Annotated in this window: 12 protein-coding genes; 6 read left to right on the top strand and 6 right to left on the bottom strand. The window is 43.3% G+C overall.

What is annotated here, in order from left to right:
• Positions 1-124: 124 nt before the first annotated feature.
• On the top strand, positions 125-907 hold the full coding sequence (locus LDO37_RS10245; RefSeq protein WP_224055114.1) for a nucleotidyltransferase domain-containing protein: 783 nt from the start codon (positions 125-127) through the stop codon (positions 905-907).
• A gap of 168 nt (positions 908-1,075) precedes the next feature.
• Positions 1,076-3,169, top strand: coding sequence for a PTS sugar transporter subunit IIC/EAL domain-containing protein (locus LDO37_RS10240; protein ID WP_126609228.1), 2,094 nt, complete (start codon positions 1,076-1,078; stop codon positions 3,167-3,169).
• Between the two features lie 83 nt (positions 3,170-3,252).
• Here the strand turns inward: LDO37_RS10240 and LDO37_RS10235 are convergent, their stop codons facing one another.
• From LDO37_RS10235 to LDO37_RS10220, 4 genes are all read right to left on the bottom strand, one after another.
• Positions 3,253-4,623, bottom strand: a complete 1,371-nt coding sequence (locus tag LDO37_RS10235) for an L-serine ammonia-lyase (protein WP_126609227.1) — start codon at positions 4,621-4,623, stop codon at positions 3,253-3,255.
• Positions 4,624-4,796: 173 nt separating this feature from the next.
• Positions 4,797-5,858: a succinylglutamate desuccinylase/aspartoacylase family protein gene (locus tag LDO37_RS10230; RefSeq protein ID WP_224055113.1), complete on the bottom strand. Its 1,062-nt coding sequence runs from the start codon at positions 5,856-5,858 to the stop codon at positions 4,797-4,799.
• A complete protein-coding gene (gene rimK, locus LDO37_RS10225; protein WP_101111393.1) occupies positions 5,845-6,750 on the bottom strand; it encodes a 30S ribosomal protein S6--L-glutamate ligase in 906 nt (301 codons plus the stop codon). Before rimK ends, LDO37_RS10230 begins: the two co-directional genes overlap by 14 nt.
• Entirely contained in the window at positions 6,750-7,190 is a 441-nt protein-coding gene (locus tag LDO37_RS10220) for an ATP-dependent zinc protease family protein (protein WP_126607804.1), read from the bottom strand. The genes rimK and LDO37_RS10220 overlap by 1 nt, the downstream gene beginning before the upstream one ends.
• Positions 7,191-7,662: 472 nt before the next feature.
• Between LDO37_RS10220 and LDO37_RS10215 the strand changes: the two genes are divergently transcribed.
• A complete protein-coding gene (locus LDO37_RS10215) occupies positions 7,663-10,260 on the top strand; it encodes a CHASE3 domain-containing protein (RefSeq protein ID WP_185829801.1) in 2,598 nt (865 codons plus the stop codon).
• 73 nt (positions 10,261-10,333) lie between these two features.
• On the opposite strand, the gene LDO37_RS10210 is transcribed toward LDO37_RS10215, so the two are convergent.
• The gene (locus tag LDO37_RS10210) at positions 10,334-12,697 is read right to left on the bottom strand and encodes a DNA polymerase II (RefSeq protein WP_126607802.1); all 2,364 of its coding nucleotides are present in this window, start codon (positions 12,695-12,697) and stop codon (positions 10,334-10,336) included.
• Between the two features lie 503 nt (positions 12,698-13,200).
• On the opposite strand from LDO37_RS10210, the gene uvrY reads away from it, so the two are divergent.
• The 3 genes from uvrY to pgsA are packed head-to-tail and all read left to right on the top strand — an operon-like array spanning position 13,201 to position 16,285.
• Positions 13,201-13,845 carry a UvrY/SirA/GacA family response regulator transcription factor gene (gene uvrY, locus LDO37_RS10205; RefSeq protein ID WP_101115258.1) on the top strand — a complete coding sequence of 215 codons (645 nt, stop codon included), beginning with the start codon at positions 13,201-13,203 and terminating at the stop codon, positions 13,843-13,845.
• Positions 13,845-15,677: an excinuclease ABC subunit UvrC gene (uvrC, locus tag LDO37_RS10200; RefSeq protein ID WP_126607801.1), complete on the top strand. Its 1,833-nt coding sequence runs from the start codon at positions 13,845-13,847 to the stop codon at positions 15,675-15,677. Before uvrY ends, uvrC begins: the two co-directional genes overlap by 1 nt.
• A 50-nt stretch (positions 15,678-15,727) precedes the next feature.
• On the top strand, positions 15,728-16,285 hold the full coding sequence (gene pgsA / locus LDO37_RS10195) for a CDP-diacylglycerol--glycerol-3-phosphate 3-phosphatidyltransferase (RefSeq protein ID WP_104402545.1): 558 nt from the start codon (positions 15,728-15,730) through the stop codon (positions 16,283-16,285).
• 65 nt (positions 16,286-16,350) lie between these two features.
• On the opposite strand, the gene LDO37_RS10190 is transcribed toward pgsA, so the two are convergent.
• Entirely contained in the window at positions 16,351-18,414 is a 2,064-nt protein-coding gene (locus LDO37_RS10190) for a sensor domain-containing diguanylate cyclase (RefSeq protein ID WP_126607800.1), read from the bottom strand.
• Positions 18,415-18,693: the final 279 nt, after the last annotated feature.

Genomic DNA, 18,693 nt, shown 5'->3' with positions numbered 1-18,693 from the left:
GAGTATCCTCACGCGACCTTGAGCGTAAGTTGGCATTATTTCTATGAGTAGACTTGATCGAACGCGAATGCTGGGCGAATATGATTGAGTCTACAAACACCAGTCAAAAATGCGGAATACTCTTTTGAACACAACCACTTCACTGCCGGTTATCGACCCTAAACAGCCTTTCCAACCCGACTTTCAGTCGGTCATTAATGAAGTACTTGCTTTCCTTACCAGAGGGCTAACCTCTAACCTTCACAGTGTTTATATTTTTGGTAGTGTTGCTCGTAAGAGTGCAAAAATAGGTCATTCCAATCTCGATATTGTTATCGTGACCCAAAGGCCATTCTCCGATAAAGAACACACCATAGTAAAAACCATCAAATGGCGATTCTCTAAGCAATACAACCATTTGATTACCGGAATTCAATTCCAGTTTGGCATGATGCCAGAAATCCTGAGTTTAGATGGCATCTTTACATGGGGTTTTATGCTTAGACACTGTTGCGTATGCGTGCATGGCGAAGATCTTTCGCAAAGCTTTGGAGACTTCGAACCTAGTTGGGAGATTGCTAAGCATTGGAACATGGATGTAGGAGATTGGGTCACGCTTTACAGAGAAAAAATTGCAAAAGCGAATGCCGATATTGAAATGCGTTACCTCCAGAAAGTGATTGCGAAGAAGCTCCTGAGAGCCAGTTATTCGTTGATCATGTACAAAGATAAGCAGTGGATAGAGAACCCAGTAGAATGTGGGAAACAATTTTTGCGTTATTACCCAAAGAAAAAAGTTGAGATTCAACGCCTTGTTATTCTGCTGCAAGGTAAGCCAGTACCTAAACGCTCTATCATTGGGATACTCGATGGTTACGGAAAGTGGCTAGTGAAAGCGTACGAAAAAACCGAGTTTCGAATTGGGTAAAACCTAGGAATATGATCAGTAGAAAACGCCACAGGATGTGGCGTTTTTTGTATTCAAGGCCTGAAATCTTCCGTGGATAGCACGAAATCAGTGTGGTCTCACTTTCGGGAAGAGGTTCTTTGTAACCCTGTGCTAATGTTAGCTAGAGTGGTTTTGCCGAGGTTTGACATGCAGATTTGGAATCGAGCGGACAAACTAAAAATGCTGATATTTCGAGGGGATCAGGAGTCCTTCACTAAGCATTTATGGTCTTCGTTGCTTGCACTGCGTGAAGGAATGCTGTGGACGGTACCTTGCTTAATGTTGTCATCGATCGTCTTATTTATCGCCGCTATAGGTGATTTTTTCCACAGTGAAAGACCTGTCTGGGTTGAGCTCAGCTTTACTGTGTACTCAGAGCTTACCGCGATATTCCCAATTCTACTCACCGCGTCCATCTCTTCGATTCTTGCGATGCAATACCGCTTACCCAGACCACCCGTTGCCTTATTGTCCATCGCCTATTTGGTCGTTGTTCAAGAACTTATTCCCGACGAGCAAGTTATGGTTATGTACAGCGTTATTATGGCGATTGTGACACCACTGTATTTTGTTCCTATTTTGAGTTGGTCAGTAAAGCAAAAATGGAGCACATTAACCAGCTTGGATAGTGCTGGTCAGATAGTGAAAGAATCTCTAAACATGATATTGCCTGCTATTGTGGTTGGCGGCTGCACCATTCTTATCAATATGGCGTTTATTACGTCTCTATCCAACATTATATCAGTGGATATGAGGTTGTTGGATTATGCCAATGAACCTTACTCATTTGGGTTGGTTTTTAGCTTCTTAAATTCGGTATTTTGGTTTCTGGGTATTCACGGGTATTACGCATTGCTGCCGATGGTTGAATTGCTTATCGAGGCGGTCAATCTGAATCATTCCACTGTGATTTCTGGCGGCGAAGCCTTTTATCATATGAATTTATCGTTTATGGGAAGCTTTGTGTTCATTGGGGGGAGTGGGGCAACATTCTCGCTGATCCTTGCATTATTAATGGTCGCCAAACAACCGTCTTTCAAAGTGATTGCTTTGGCAAGCATACCTATTGCTGCTGTTAACGTGAATGAACTGTTGCTCTTTGGGTTACCTATTATTTTCAACCCCAGGTTAATCATCCCTTTTATTTTAGTTCCTATGATGAATGTCGCGGTGAGTCTGTTTGCAATTGAGAGTGGCTGGGTATCCTCCCCCAGTGTTTCTTTGCCTTTTCTTAGCCCCGTTTTTGTGAATGCATGGATTGCAACTCAGGGCGATATAGGTGCTGTCTTCTTACAAATTTTTAATATTTTTCTGGGCACTTTAATCTATTTGCCATTTGTTTTGGGGTTGGAGCGTTCGTATTCTCGACACTCTATCTTTTTCACCGCACTGGATACCAGCTATACGAGGCGGCAAGAAGAGGCATTTACATTGAACGATGATCCTATTTCCACCATGCAATCCCGAGTGAGAAATGAAGCGAATTTGGAAAGTCACCTCGAAATCATTAGTACCAAAGAGTTCTGCCTTGAATATCAGCCTCAAATCGATGCAAACAGCTTAGAGATTATAGGGTGTGAAGCGTTAGTTCGAGCGAAAGACAAAAGTGGTAACGTGGAATACCCGAATCGATTTATTCCATGGCTCGAGCAAGCAGGGATGATGAAAGAACTTGATCTTTGGGTCGTGAAAAACGTGGTGAATGATTTAGATCAGTGGTTACGAAAAGATGTGAGTGTTGAAGTGAGTATCAATATAACCCCTCAGTCACTCATGGATGAACAAACCTTACAAGAAATTGAGCGGCTCGTTACCCCATATGCTGGCAACATTCATATTGAGATTACCGAACAAAGCTTATTGTCTGATCAACGCAAAATAACAATGGCGATGAACCGGTTGCACCTAATGGGCGTTCAAATTTTCATTGACGATTTTGGTACTGGTTTTTCATCTTTAAGTTATCTCAATAAGTTTGAAATAGACGCCCTTAAAATAGATCGAAGTTTTGTTGATGCTCTGAACTCTGAAAAAGGGAAAAAAGTCTTTAATAGCCTGTTGGGGATCGCGTCGGAGTTGCAGCTAAATGTGGTGGTTGAAGGCGTCGAGAAAGACAGCCAACTTGAAGCGGTTCCTTTAAGGAATGGTATTTCAGTACAAGGTTGGTATTTCAGTAAATCGCTCTCTAGTAATGAATTTGTCCGTTACTACCAAGAGAGCAAAATGAAAATACGTGTTTAACGCCATTCGTTTACGCGCGCTACGCTATGTTGCCATCAGCCATCAGCCATCAGCCATCCCAACCTTGGCTACCGAAACTTAAGTTATTCGCAAGGGGGAGCGAGATGAATCATCGCCAGACCGCCTAACGATGTTTCGCGGTATTTTTTATTCATATCTTTACCGGTGCGATACATGGTATCGATCACTTTATCCAAAGATATCAAACAGTTGCTGGTCCGTTTTAACGCCATTCTAGACGCATTGATCGCTTTAACTGCACCCATAGCGTTTCTTTCAATACAGGGAACTTGAACGAGACCTCCAATTGGGTCGCAGGTCATTCCAAGGGAATGTTCCATTGCAATTTCTGCTGCAATGCAAATTTGTTCATTGCTGCCACCTCGTAAGGCTGTAAGCCCAGCAGCGGCCATCGAAGACGAGACACCTATCTCGCCTTGGCAGCCGACCTCAGCTCCAGAGATTGATGCGTTCATTTTGTAGAGCATGCCAATTGCACCAGAAACCGCTAAAAAGTCTCGGATCTGCTTATTGTCTAGTGGGCGCAAAAATTGGTGGTAATACATTAATACGGCCGGTATGACACCAGCTGCGCCGTTGGTAGGGGAAGTCACCACTTGTCCGCCAGCTGCGTTTTCTTCACTGACGGCGAAAGCGAATAGGTTTATCCAGTCCATGACTTCCATTGGGTCCGTTTCTATCGACGCATTGGCTTCCAGCTTTTTGAGCAACGCAGGGGCACGTCGGGTAACGTTAAGTCCGCCATCCAATATCCCCTCGGTTTCAAAGCCTTTATCCATGCACTGGCTCATTACTTCCCAGATTTGGTCAGCTTTATTTTCTAAATCGGCTTCGGAGCGATATGCCAGCTCATTTTTTTGTATCAGTCCACCAAGACTTAAGCCATTTTTCTCCGCTTGGGTTAATAACTCCTCAGCACTAGAAAAAGGGTAGGGTACGTCATGCTTTTCATCGTTGTTGGGGTTATTTAACTGCGCTTCTGTTGCAATGAATCCACCACCAATCGAGTAATACGTTTCTTTGGTACATTCGTTATTATCAATATCGTAGGCGGTAATGGACATGCCATTCTCATGGAGAGGTAAAGCGCTTTTATGAAACTGAAGGTCTTCATCTCGAATAAACTTGATGGAATGTTTCCCGCACAGTAAGAGCTTGTCTTTTTCCGAGCATTCGGCAAGTAGCTGGTTTGCGTCAGAAATATTGATGTTAGAAGGTTCATTCCCCATTAAACCTAACAATACCGCTCTGTCTGTGTGGTGCCCAATTCCCGTTAGGGAGAGCGAACCAAACAGGTCAACTTGTATTCGAGATATCTTGTGCAAAACTGGTATCAGCTTTTGACCAAATTGATAACCCGCAATCATAGGACCATTGGTATGTGAGCTCGATGGCCCTACGCCTACTTTGAATATATCGAATATAGAAAGCATACATTACTCACTGTAATTGTTATTAATGTGTTAAATGTAATTGTAATTTTGAGTTTGCGTATATTCAAAGTTAGAAGCAGAGCAATGGTTTAGATCGGGAGCTAGAGCCAAAAAATACCCAGTCATATTGACTGGGTATCATAATTAAGGCGTTTATGTACATACGCTAAATTTCAAGTTAACGCTAACTGACCAGTAGTGATGATATCGCTTTCAACATCACTTATTTCGTCTATGTAACTTTCTACAGCTTGTTCAACTAATTCAGTATCTTGAGTAAAGAACGCAAGATGGAATACGGCATCGCCTTCATTGACTAATGGCAATGTTTGTTGCCCGATAACAATGCCTTCTTTGGGGGCAATGATGCATGTTTCGGTATCACCAAGAGGTGAACTTATGTATGCCAATACCTGATTTTTCGCTACTTTTTCACCCAAAGTAACCACTGTGCGTAACATGCCATCACTATTGGCTCTGGTCCAGTTTGTCGATTTCGCTATCACAGGCTCTGGGTATTTCTTCCGACTTTCCCTTAACATGCCTGCTGCTTGCATAACTCGCTTTATACCAAGCAAACCAGCGCTGATTGATATAGGCTCAAACCGGAGCGCTTCACCAGCCTCGTAAGTTAATGTTGGAATACCAAGCCGTTCCGCTTCACTACGAAGCGAACCATCGCGTAATGCAGCGTCGACAACAACGGGTGTATTAAACGCTTTAGCAAGCCGTAGCGTTTCTTCATTGTCCAAGTTCGCTCTAATTTGAGGTAAATTGGTCCTGTGTATTGCACCCGTGTGAAGATCCAAAATGATATCGCAGCGAGTCGCCACCTTACTAAAGAACGAATGCGCCATTCGAGACGCGAGCGACCCTTTTTCTGAACCCGGAAAACAGCGATTCAAGTCGCGTCGGTCAGGCAAATAGCGTGACTTATGAATAAACCCGAATACGTTCACAATAGGCACTGCGATTACCGTGCCTTTGAGTTTAGCGGGATCTATCGTCTTCGATAGCTGGCGTACCATTTCAACACCATTGAGCTCATCACCATGGATCGCTGCATTCACCATCATAACGGGACCGGCGTATTTACCATTGATCACCTCAATTTGAATAGAAAGCGGTGAGTGGGTATACAGTTTCGCCGCCTCCAGTTCAAATGTGGATCGTTCACCCGGTTCCGTAATGTGATTGAGCAATTCAAAGCTCTGATTTCTTTTAGCCTTTGCCACGTGTCTTAGTTCCTTTAATTGCTGCATTTTTTTCAATGAAGTCAATAATCATTCCAGCCACGTCTTTGCCTGTTGCTTTTTCAATGCCTTCAAGACCAGGAGACGAGTTAACTTCCATTACTAAAGGACCACGCTCAGAGCGCAGCAAATCTACACCTGCAACATTTAAGCCCATCGCTTTAGCCGCTGCGACGGCTGTTTTACGTTCTTCAGGGGTGATCTTCACCAGCGATGCCGTTCCCCCACGATGTAAATTAGAGCGAAATTCACCTTCAGCGCCTTGACGTTTCATAGCCGCGATCACTTTGTCACCGATGACAAAGCAACGAATGTCTGCACCGCCAGCTTCTTTTACAAACTCTTGAACCATGATGTTGGCTTTCAGCCCCATAAAAGCTTCGATAACACTTTCCGCTGCTTTTTTGGTTTCTGCCAAAACCACACCAATACCTTGTGTACCTTCAAGCAGTTTGATCACAACAGGCGCGCCGCCCACCATGTCTAATAAATCTTTTACGTCATCGGGCTTGCTTGCAAAACCCGTTACAGGCATACCTATGCCTTTACGAGAAAGTAGCTGCAGAGAGCGTAACTTGTCGCGTGAACGAGTAATTGCCACTGACTCGTTTACTGGAAACACACCCATCATTTCGAATTGGCGCAACACCGCTGTACCGTAAAACGTTACCGATGCGCCAATTCTTGGAATAACAGCGTCGAATCCAGTCAGTTCCTCACCTTTAAAGTGCACTTCAGGTTTATCTGAGTTGATATTCATGTAACAACGCAGGGCATCAATAACCTTAACTTCATGACCACGATCCTTTGCCGCCTCAATTAAACGGCGAGTAGAGTACAAAGACGCGTTACGAGAAAGGATGCCAATTTTCACTATTTTTTCTCCTCAAGTGGCACTAAAAATGATTCGGTTGGGTCAACAATGACTCGGTCTTGCATGGCAGTTCTGCCAAGCAGCATTCTGAATCTCATGTTTTCTCTGTTTGTTAATGTAATTTCGATGGGCCATTGCTTCCCACCAAGTGAAAGTAGAGTTTCCACGACGTATCGTTTCTCTTCATGACCGCCAGAATCCCGTACAATTCGTTCATCGATGACTTTGGCTTCACAAACCTGGCTAAGCTCTGTGTTGCCTTGCACTGGGTGCATCCAAAATCGTACCCAAAGCGTGCTGTCCTGAATGAACGTTTCCAACTTATATGCGTGTAAGCATGAAGTCCGCGCACCTGTGTCTATTTTCGCTTTGATACGATCTAGGCGAAGTTCAGGTAGGCTCAGCACTTCTCGCCACCCTACGATGATCTTCTTATTCATTTCGATTACTTAATGTAAAGGCTGGGAACAGCCATGAAGCGAAGTACTTGGTCGGTAGACCTTTATAGTACGGCTAACTAATCTGAGTAGAGGAGAATGATTGCCCTCTTGGGTACTCAGTGGAGGCGAATGTACCAAGGAATATTCCACACGTCATACAAACATTTTTATCTTCAAGATTAAAAAAAATGATGGGGATCTGAAGTTCGACTTGGCTCTATTACATTGAGCTCAGTAAGTTAGTCGGTAGATGTATTTTTAGTGGTCGGATGATCTATTAATTAAGGAATTTAAGCATTGTCTAAAACATGATTCATGGTCTATATCTTTATTGGTAAGCTCAATTGTCCATCAAAAGTGCATGGGTTGATTCAACGTTTACACACAGGCTCTGAGCAAATACCACATCAGTTCAATGATTAAACAACATCTGCAGAGTGCGAAGCGCTCAAAGGTAAGGCTAAGGTTTCGTATGTTTAAGAATTTATCCCTCTCTTTGAAAATAGCATTAGGCACAGGTATCCCACTTGTACTGCTGATTTTTCTTTCAGTCGTCGCGTTAAATAGCTCAAATAATCAAGACGAATCAGGTCATATGGTGGACCATACGCACAAAGTTATACAGCAAGCCATGAAAATTGAAGGTGCGGCTGTGGACATGGAAACTGGGATGCGTGGTTTTCTGCTTGCGGGTCAAGAAGGCTTTTTGGAACCGTACGTCAATGGACGAACTCGATTTGGCAACTTGGTTACTGAATTGAAAGAGACGGTTAGTGATAACCCGGCGCAGGTTCAGCGCCTTTCTGAAATACAAAGCAATATTAATGCTTGGGTTTCCAATGTAACAGAACCCGCTATTTCGTTACGCCGAGACATAGGTAACGCCAAAACGATGGATGACATGGCCGATTTGGTTGGCGAGGCAAAAGGCAAAGTGTTCTTCGATAAGTTTAGAGAACAAATTGCTACCTTTGTTGCCCGTGAAAATAAGCTGTTGCAGGCTCGACAAGAATCGACACGAGAGGTTTCAGCTAATGCCTATCAAACCATTTCAGATTTAGAAACCAATAACTCATGGGTTAACCACACCCATGAGGTGATTCGTCTTTCCTTAGACCTTACTGCTGCTGCCGTTGATATGGAAACGGGAATGCGTGGGTACTTGCTTGCTGGTAAATCTGAGTTTTTGGAACCGTATAACAGTGGGAAAAGTCGTTTTTTCGACATCAGTAAAGCGCTGAAAGAAAAGGTGAGTGATAACCCAATACAAGTTTCCAGAATCAATGCTATTGAAAAGAACATCAGAAACTGGAATAAAAATATCACAGAACCCGCCATTGCAGATAGAAAGCGAGTGGTCTCTGGGGCGCTATCAATGGATTACATTGCCAATTTGGTCGGGCAAGCGCGAGGCAAACAGTACTTTGATAAGTTCCGAGCGCAAATTGGCGAGATAATTGCCGAGGAAGAAAAGCTCATCGTCGAAAGAAGCAAAGAGTCAGCACAAAGCTTTGAGGGCATGAATGCCGCAATAAACGAGCTCAATGAGTCGGCTAAATGGGTGGAGCATACCCATAAGGTCATTTCGCAGGCAATTGATATTCAAGCGGCAGCCGTGGATATGGAAACAGGTATGCGAGGCTACTTGTTAGCAGGAAAAGTGGAATTTTTAGCACCGTATGAGCAAGGTTTTCAGAATTTCAACAAAGGCGTTGATTTACAGAAGAAAACGGTGAGTGATAACCCAGCACAAGTCAAATTGCTTGAAGAAATCAGAACAACGATTTCAGAGTGGAGGCTGAATGTCACCGAGCCCGCTATTGCGCTTCGCTCTCGAATCGGCAATGCCAAAACAATGAATGACATTGCAAAGTTGGTTGGGGAGGCTCGCGGCAAAGTCTATTTTGATAAGTTTCGAGGGCAGATTGCCGATTTCATTCAAATTGAAGAAAGTTTGATGATTCAAAGGCAAGGAGTCGCAAAATCGGCGACGGAAAGCACCGCTTACACCATTATTATTGGTACTTTAGCGGCGGTATTGATAGGAGGAGCCGTGTCTTGGGTTGTGGTGAGAAGTATTGTTCAACCCGTTGAGGAAGTCGCAAGCGGATTGCGTAAACTTGCTGGTGGGGATTTAACCGTGAATATTGTTGTCGATTCCAAAGACGAGTTGGGTCAAATGTCAGAAAACTTCAATCAAGCGGTTTCCAAAACCAAACAAGCCATGCAAGAAGTCCTTTCAACGACAAATCAAGTGGCTGAAGGGACGCATGAAATCGCGCAAACAAGTGAGCAAATGGCACGAGATCTCGATCTGCAAGCTGAACAAGTGGAACATATTTCAACGTCTATTGATGAAATGATGCAAAGCGTTGCCGAGGTGGCTAAGCAATCGACTGACGCAACAAGTAGCGCCAAAGAAGCAGGTGTTACCGCCAATTCTGGTGGTGATATTGTTCGAAACACCATCCAAGGCATGAGCTCCATTAATGAAGCGGTAATGGCGTCTTCGAAAAGCGTGGCTGAATTGGGTAAACGCGGTTCCGAGATCGGTGACATTATCAATGTAATCAATGATATTGCAGAGCAAACCAACCTGCTTGCTTTGAATGCGGCTATCGAGGCAGCACGTGCAGGCGAAGCAGGGCGAGGTTTTGCTGTGGTTGCGGATGAGGTGAGAACGTTGGCTGATAGAACCACGACAGCGACGGAAGAAATTGCAGGCTCAATCGAAGCGATTCAAAGTGAAACTAAGCTCGCGGTAGATAGAATGAACGCTGGTACTAGCCATGTGGAAGAAGGGGTAGAACTGGCAGGTAAAGCGGGAACAAGCTTAGAAGATATTGTTGCAGGTGCCGAAGCTGTCGCCACGATGATAGACAGTATTGCAGCGGCATCGGAAGAACAGGCCAACGCAAGTGTTGCGGTACGTGAAAGCGTTGAAACGGTTTCCGAAGTGTCTAAAAATGCTAACAGCCAAGCGAATCAAGCTGCATCTTCTGCTAGGGATTTGTCTTCTCAAACTGAAAAGCTGAAAACGCTGGTGGCACAGTTTAAAGTAAGCGCATAACAACCATACGATCCTAAATGAAGTAAAGGGCCAGACATTGTCTGGCTCTTTTTATAAGGTGAAAAGGAAAACACTAAAAAAGTCCAAGCTGCGGCGCGTTCAAGCTTTCAAAGTCTAATCCAATAAAGGGGAGAATAGCGTCTGCTACAGGTTTTAGTTGTTTATCTATGTAGTGTTGATAGTCGATAGGGCTTTGTAAATACTCATTTGGTTCCGGACCATTTAAAGTAATGACGTATTCTATTCTGCCTTTGTTTTGATATTGCAGTGGTCGACCAAGGGCTGCATTTTTTTCATCAGCTAACCGAGCAGCTCTCACTTGTGGAGGAATGTTTTTTTGGTAATCTGCCAGCTTACGACGTAACCTTTTTTGGTAGACAAGCTGATGGTCGAAAACCCCGTTTTTGGTTTTTTCAACGTACTCGCGAATGTAATCTTTCGGATCCTTGTCGTGGAAAACCATGTCGTACAAGGTTTGCTGGAATTCTTGAGAAAGGGGCGTCCAGTCGGTTCTGGCACTTTCTAGACCTTTAAAGATGATTTCTTCTTCATTCCCTTCCCCAATTAAACCAGCGTAACGCTTTTTAGAGCCGGCTTCTGATCCTCGGATAGTGGGCATTAGGAATTTCCGGTAGTGTGTTTCGTATTCAAGTTCGAGGTGAGAGGTGACACCGTATTCAGAGGTGAGATGAGACGTCCACCATTCGTTGATATGGCTAACGAGAACATGCCCAATAGCGTCAGCTTCTTGCTGAGAGTGTGGTTTGTTTAACGCGACAAATGTAGAGTCAGTGTCGCCATAGATAACTTGATAACCTTTTTCTTCAATTAGCGTGCGAGTTTGCTTCATGATCTCATGCCCTCGCATGGTAATGGAGGACGCAAGACGTGTATCAAAGAAACGACAGCCAGAAGAGCCAAGCACTCCATAAAAAGAGTTCATAATAATTTTAATGGCTTGCGAGAATGCTTTCTCATTATTCTTTTTGGCTACGTCTCTGGCTGCCCACAACTGCTCGATCATTTTAGGTAAAAAATGCTTTTCGCGGTGAAATTGCCCACCACGAAACCCTTCAACGGCAGAATCTTGAGTGTTGCCAATATCGAGTTTAAGCCCTTCAATTAATCCTAATGGGTCGATGAGAAAGCTACGAATAATGGAAGGGTATAGGCTTTTGAAATCGAGAACCAGCACAGAGTCGTATAGCCCCGGAACCGAATCCATGACATAACCACCGGGGCTTGCAAGCCAGTTCTCAGGCTGAAGGTTCGGGGCAGTATAGTTAGCGCGATGAAGTCGAGGTAGGTATAAGTTGGTAAACGCGGCTACCGATCCACCAACCCTATCTAGCTCGACACCCGTTAGCTTTGAGCGTTCTATTGCGAATTCGAGCAAATGGGTATGTTCAAAAATTCGGTTGACCAGCTTACAGTCTTGCAAATTATATTTGGCCAGCGATGGCTTATCTTCTCTGAACATTCTATTGATTTCATCCATACGATCATGGACATTGTGAATGTCTTTTCCTTCGCCAAGCAATTCTTGTGATACGGACTCTAAAGACCAAGATCGAAAGTGATACGTTGCGGTTTTTAGAGTGTCGATTCCATCGAGAACAACGCGGCCGGGAATGCGGATGAAGCTTTGATTGGTACTATTCGATTGGCGAAAATGCGCGTTTTGCCCACCCCGACCGATTTTTAAAGGCAAGTTATGCCACTCGCATCGTTTATGGAGTAATCGAAAATCGAAATCGATCACACTCCAGCCGACTATGATGTCTGGGTCAAACTGAGTAAACCAGTCACACATGGCTTGAAGTAGCTGAAATTCATTTTCTACCCATTGAACAGCTGTGTCACAGGGTTCCGGAGACCCAATCATAATGACTCGGCTATCCATTTCGCTATCCAATCCAATGGAATAGAGTATGCCTTTCTCGCTGCATTCTAGATCGAGTGATACCTGAGTCAGAGTAGGGTGGTAGGTCCCGCTTTTACACTGAGCACTTACGTATTGATTGTGATCTCGCTTCGGTACTAAATTACCTTGAAATTGAATACTGCCTTGGATGAATCGCTCCATGAGGAATCGGTCGGCAAGTCGTACATCCGATTCGTACGTAATCAGCTCATTGCTCGCAAGAATTTGAGAAGCGGCATTGGCATTTTTAATGGATGAAAAGTAAACGCCAGACGTGGGTGTTTGATCGAACGTTTTGAGCGGCAATGGCTTAATTTGGTGTTCAATATGAGCATCGTTGATAAGGTCGGAGGCTAATACGCTCTGCTCTGTCTCAATAAAAAAGACAGGCTTCTGGTTTGGGATGATGACATGGACGGGACCACCATCTGTATTTAGCCATAAATCGACTTGCGCCTTTCCAGACACATCACGTGCTTGCCTTGTTAAAACGAACCCATCTTGAACGGTCAAACTTTGTGCCTTTGTAAATGGCTATACAGATACTGATGGAGTATACCTGAGTCCGCCAAAGGTGCGCCACCCATGAAGTTTTTCCCGATAAATAGGTAAGAGCATGGTTGCATTTGTTTCGCTGATATAACGCCAGATCCATCCGTATTTGCAGTTTGGTTATAAGTTAGAACTTTTATTTATGAGGTCTATGTCGGATTATTTAATGGAATTTAAGACGTTAAGTTGGTATTACTGAAATATCAATAAAGTGTTAATTCGCATTCTTTTCTATAGGTGACTAAAATTCCTACAACAAACGGTGGAATTTGGTTCAAATGGAGGGCGACTTAACGAGTCTGATTATAAGTTATGACTAAAGTTTGCGTTAGGACGCATATTCGTTGTAATTTTTAAGCCAGAATTGCGATATGATGAGTTCATCTGATATTTATGTGATTGGTTCACTAGATGGTGAATTGAAAACATAGCGAGAACCAAAAAATTAGTGTGGAGATACAAGTTTGATTAATGTTTTCCTTGTAGATGATCACGAGCTGGTTCGCACAGGGATACGACGTATTATTGAAGACGTCCGTGGTATGAACGTAGCAGGGGAAGCTGACAGCGGTGAAGAAGCCGTCAAGTGGTGTAGAAATAACCATGCTGACGTTGTTTTAATGGATATGAACATGCCAGGCATTGGCGGTTTAGAAGCCACAAAAAAAGTGCTTCGATTTAACCCTGATGTAAAAATCATTGTACTAACAGTGCATACAGAGAACCCTTTCCCAACTAAAGTAATGCAGGCGGGAGCTGCAGGGTATCTGACAAAAGGAGCAGGACCAGACGAAATGGTGAATGCCATTCGAATGGTGCATTCGGGGCAGCGTTATATTTCACCTGAAATAGCGCAGCAAATGGCGTTAAGCCAATTCTCTTCCGCATCTGAAAACCCTTTTAAAGACCTTTCGGAACGAGAGCTTCAAATCATGATGATGATTACTAAGGGGCAAAAAGTAACTGACATTTCAGAGCAATTAAGTCTGAGCCCTAAAACGGTGAACAGTTACCGATACCGTCTCTTCAGCAAGCTGGATATTAGCGGCGATGTTGAATTGACCCACTTAGCCATTCGTCACGGAATGATCGACACCGAGACGTTGTAGTGTCTCAGACGTTCGATTCCGGTTCCTTTCTTAATACCGTTACCAGTCAACCCGGCGTATACAGAATGTATAACGCCGAGTCGACGGTAATTTATGTCGGTAAAGCCAAAGATCTTAAGAAACGCCTCTCAAGCTATTTTCGCAAAAAAGTCGATAACGAAAAGACACGCGCGTTAGTCAGTCACATTGACAAAATAGACGTCACAGTTACTCACACTGAGACTGAAGCGCTGATTTTAGAGCACAACTACATAAAGCAGTATCTTCCCAAGTACAACGTACTTCTCAGGGATGATAAGTCCTATCCGTACATCTTTTTGAGTGGTCATAAGCACTCTCGCATATCAATGCACAGAGGATCTAAAAAGCGCAAAGGCGAGTATTTTGGTCCTTACCCAGATTCTGGTGCCGTTCGAGAAACATTACACCTGATCCAAAAGATTTTCCCCGTTAGGCAGTGTGAAGACACGGTGTACAGCAACCGAACAAGACCGTGCTTGATGTACCAAATTGGTCGTTGTGCTGCGCCTTGTGTATCCAGCATCATTTCCGATGAAGAATATGCAGAGATCGTCAATTATGTGCGTCTTTTCTTGCACGGAAAAGACAAGCAGGTTGTCGAAACCCTTGTTTCCAAAATGGAAAAAGCCAGCATGGAATTACGGTTTGAAGATGCAGCGACACTTCGTGACCAGATCCAAGCTATCCGACGCGTGCAAGAGCAACAATTTGTATCTGAAGACTCAATGGATGATTTGGATATACTTGGTTTTGCACAAGAGAATGGCGTTGCGTGTATTCACATTTTAATGGTGCGCCAAGGCAAGGTGTTGGGGAGTCGTAGTCATTTTCCAAAAATCCCGAACAATACCGACAGGCATGAAGTTTTCCATAGCTTTTTGAGCCAATATTACTTGAGCCATAACGAGGCGAGAACCATTCCTTCAAGACTTATTTTGGACCAAGACTTGTTTGAAGATGCAGAGCCTTTCCAAGATATATTGTCGGAGATTGCAGGCAGAAAAATTACCATTCAAACCAATCCAAAAGGGACGAGAGCTCGTTACTTGAAGTTGGCGAATACCAATGCACTCACGGCAATTACGACCAAAATCAACCACAAGATGACCATCAACCAGCGTGTTAAAGCGCTGCAAGAACATCTTGGCATGGATTCTATTCAACGTATGGAGTGTTTTGATATCAGCCATACAATGGGGGAGAGTACTATTGCATCTTGCGTTGTCTTCAATCGAGAAGGACCTGTGAAGCAAGAGTACCGTCGTTATAACATTGAAGGGATAACTGGCGGAGATGATTATGCTGCAATGGGACAGGTTCTTGATCGCCGTTACTCAAAGCAACTGGATGTGGAAAAAATCCCTGACATCATTTTTATCGATGGCGGTAAGGGGCAGCTTAATCGTGCACACGAAATCATTTCACAACATTGGGACGATTGGCCTAAGCGTCCAAGGCTCATTGGTATAGCAAAGGGGATAACGCGTAAACCTGGTTTAGAAACCATGATTACGACCGATGGCGATGAATTTAACATGGCGACGGATGAACCAGCGTTACACCTTATTCAACACATACGAGACGAAAGCCATAACCATGCCATTGCTGGACATAGAGCCAAGCGTGGAAAAACCAGAAAAACCAGTGCACTTGAAGGAATTGAAGGTGTTGGACCCAAACGACGCCAAGCATTGCTCAAATACATGGGTGGATTACAGGAGCTCAAACGCGCAAGTGTTGAAGAAATAGCCAAAGTTCCCGGTATTAGCCTTTCTTTGGCAGAAAACATCCATCAAGCATTGAAACCATAACCGTTTTGACGCACCATTAAGCGCGCAATGTCTAAGAGCCTAAAATATATATGCGTTTTACCATACCGAACATTCTTACCTTACTTCGATTAGTACTGATTCCTGTATTTGTCATTGTGTTTTATATCCCCGCATCGTGGGCTCCTTTTGCCGCGGCAATGGTGTTTTGGGTTGCTGGGTTCACCGATTGGCTCGATGGCATGCTGGCTCGTAAACTAGGGCAAACTTCGCGTTTTGGAGCGTTCTTAGATCCTGTTGCCGACAAAGTGATGGTGGCGACCGCACTCATTCTTATCACAGAGCATTACGCAACGTGGTGGATTACTATTCCGGCTATTACCATGATTGCTCGAGAAATTATCATTTCAGCGCTACGCGAGTGGATGGCAGAAATAGGTAAACGTTCAAGTGTGGCTGTTTCTTGGGTAGGTAAAGTGAAAACGTTAGCGCAAATGTTTGCTCTATGGGTTCTCATTTGGCGCTATGACGACTGGATGGTATGGCTAGGTTATGCTGCTCTGTACTTTGCGACAATCCTAACCTATTGGTCAATGATGCAGTATTTAGTTGCGGCAAAAGACGACTTACTAGACGAGAAGCATCAATAGAGTGCAATTGAATTATTAGTGGTCGAAAGTTGGTCTCAAAAAAGATTCAAAGAAAAAGCGGATGATTAATCCGCTTTTTTAATTTGTGACACTGCAAATTGATTTCTTCCACTACGTTTGGCGTGATAGAGAGCCGTGTCGGCATGATGTAATGAATCAGATAAGCTTACGTCCAAAGCACTGTGAAAAAAGTGTGCTACACCAATAGAGAGCGAAACACGATCAGCACAGTAGGAATGTTCATTCGGTATTTTCAATTCATACAAAGAGTGTTGTATGTTCTGAACCGTTTGAGTCACAGAGGCGACGTTTTGATTCGGAATAATGGCAACAAACTCATCGCCGCCATATCGATAACATTCGGCATCTAGTAGCTCACAATTTCCCTTAATCAACTGTGTGATCGCCACCAAGACCTTATCCCCTTCAACATGACCGTAGTAATCATTTAGCTGTTTATAACAATCAATGTCGATCATCACGATGCTGTATTCAGAGATATTCTGCTTTTGAAGATCTAGGTAATGGGCATCAAGCGATTGGCGATTCCAAAGCCTGGTTAAGTGATCCGTCTGAGAAAGTAACGTCAACTTTCTTCGGTTTATCTGGTTCTCAAGTGCAATTGAAAGATAGTTTGTTAGCTGGAGAAAAAGTTCATACTGATAAGTTTGATACGCATAGCAATCACCAGCTTGGATGGTAAATATCGCGTTTACTTCACCGTTTATGGTAATAGGAGCGAATAACAGCGAATTTTTGTTTCCGTGTTTTGCCGAGCTGCCTAACATGGCGACTTTTTTATCTACGGTCATATCATTGAAGTAGAGAGGGCACTTGTTTTTCCCGCAGTACTCGAAGAATGTTGCCTGCTCTGAAAAGTCGATGTAATGCGAATCTTTTATTTCGCTATCTTCATAGTAATACTCGACGAAAATACGATTGCGTTTTGGCTGATAAAAGCCAATGGCTAAAGTGCCGACTTTAAACAAGCCTTTTAGGTCTGCTACCAGTTGAAAGATAACATCTTTGAAATTGTCGCATGTACTGAGGTATTGCCCAATTCTATTGATTAAACGAAGGTTTTTATTGATGTCTTGTGCCGATTCTAATGCCAGCCTGTCCATATTTAGCTGATAGATCTGGCTTAAATAGTCACGTTCTCGAGATATCGCTGATTCACGAGATTTTTGAAGTGATGCAAACATCAATTGATAGTGCTTATCTCGTTCTTCGCCAGATGGCATTTGTTCAACTCGAGACAGCAAGATGTGATTGAATTTATCGATCAGCTTGTTGGCACCAATCTCTCTTGCTAATGAAAGCCCGTCTTCTAAATGATTGTCTAGTTCATCCCAATTGGATTGTGCGAGCAAAAGCTCACAATAATCTAAAGTCATCTCAGACAAATAGTAATCGTTTTTGCATTGTTTGATGGCTTCTATTGCAAGGTCGAGCTGTTGCTTCGCGAGTTCTACTTCATTAATTGAGATGTAGTACTTTGCTTTTCTTTGATAGTAAAAACTGAGGTATCGAACATTTCCAGAAGCATGAGTTTCAATGATATCGAAAATGGCTTTAGCTTCATCGTATTGTTTCAATTCGATATGAGATCCCGCTAAATTAATGTAGGAAATCAGTGAAAACTGAAATTCATCCTCTTTCAGACCTTTAATAGCGTCAGTAAAATATTTTATCGCATTCTGGTGTTGCCCTACCGCAGCAAATAGATCACCAATGTTGTTTTTAACGAGAGAGGCTAGGCGCTTGTCACCGTATTTATTAATCCTTTCTGCTTTTGTCAGAAATTCACTGGCATGAGAGTGATCACCTAGTAACCCGAAAATGGTCCCAATATTGAAGTAGGCAATAAGAAGAAGGTAATGCTGTTGGTGGGTTTGACACAGGGATACACAATCAAAAAATTCCTTTAGCGCGGGAATTAATTTACCACCTCGATAGAGTGTGTAGGCATTAAAAAAAGATTGAAACTCTACTGGAATAGAATGACCGTACTTTTCTGATAACTCGCGAATTTTTTGCTGCCGTTCTATCACTTCTTCTGCCGAGGCAGAGGTGAAAACATTGCGCACGCGTTGCAGCAGATCCGTTTGCCATTGCGAGTTATTCATTGACGGTCCCTATCATAATGAGGCGCAGATTATAGCACCTCGTACTTTTAAAAATATAGAATCGGTCGAAAAACTCACAATTAATACTTGGCTAATGAGCTGATTGATGAATTCAACATTGTTAACGGAAAGAAGACTCTTGTTTCCGTTCTTATGCATGGGTATATACCTAGCGTAAAACTTATCTCGTTGGCTTTGGTAATGGGTTACAAACTGTTTGAAGAATAATCTCGAAAGGTCTATAGAGACTAGCTATGGGATGATTAAAAGAACTGTTTT

It is taken from the genome of Vibrio penaeicida, assembly GCF_019977755.1.
Lineage (GTDB): Bacteria > Pseudomonadota > Gammaproteobacteria > Enterobacterales > Vibrionaceae > Vibrio > Vibrio penaeicida.
The sequence above is the reverse complement of the archived record's forward strand: the minus strand, read 5'-3'. Positions and strand labels throughout refer to the sequence as shown.

Bases quoted from the DNA above. Each gene is read 5' to 3' on its own strand.
- LDO37_RS10240 (WP_126609228.1), top strand. From the start codon at position 1,076: ATGCAGATTTGGAATCGAGCGGACAAACTAAAAATGCTGATATTTCGA.
- LDO37_RS10235 (WP_126609227.1), bottom strand. From the start codon at position 4,623: ATGCTTTCTATATTCGATATATTCAAAGTAGGCGTAGGGCCATCGAGC.
- LDO37_RS10220 (WP_126607804.1), bottom strand. From the start codon at position 7,190: ATGAATAAGAAGATCATCGTAGGGTGGCGAGAAGTGCTGAGCCTACCT.
- LDO37_RS10215 (WP_185829801.1), top strand. From the start codon at position 7,663: ATGTTTAAGAATTTATCCCTCTCTTTGAAAATAGCATTAGGCACAGGT.
- pgsA (WP_104402545.1), top strand. From the start codon at position 15,728: ATGCGTTTTACCATACCGAACATTCTTACCTTACTTCGATTAGTACTG.
- LDO37_RS10190 (WP_126607800.1), bottom strand. From the start codon at position 18,414: ATGAATAACTCGCAATGGCAAACGGATCTGCTGCAACGCGTGCGCAAT.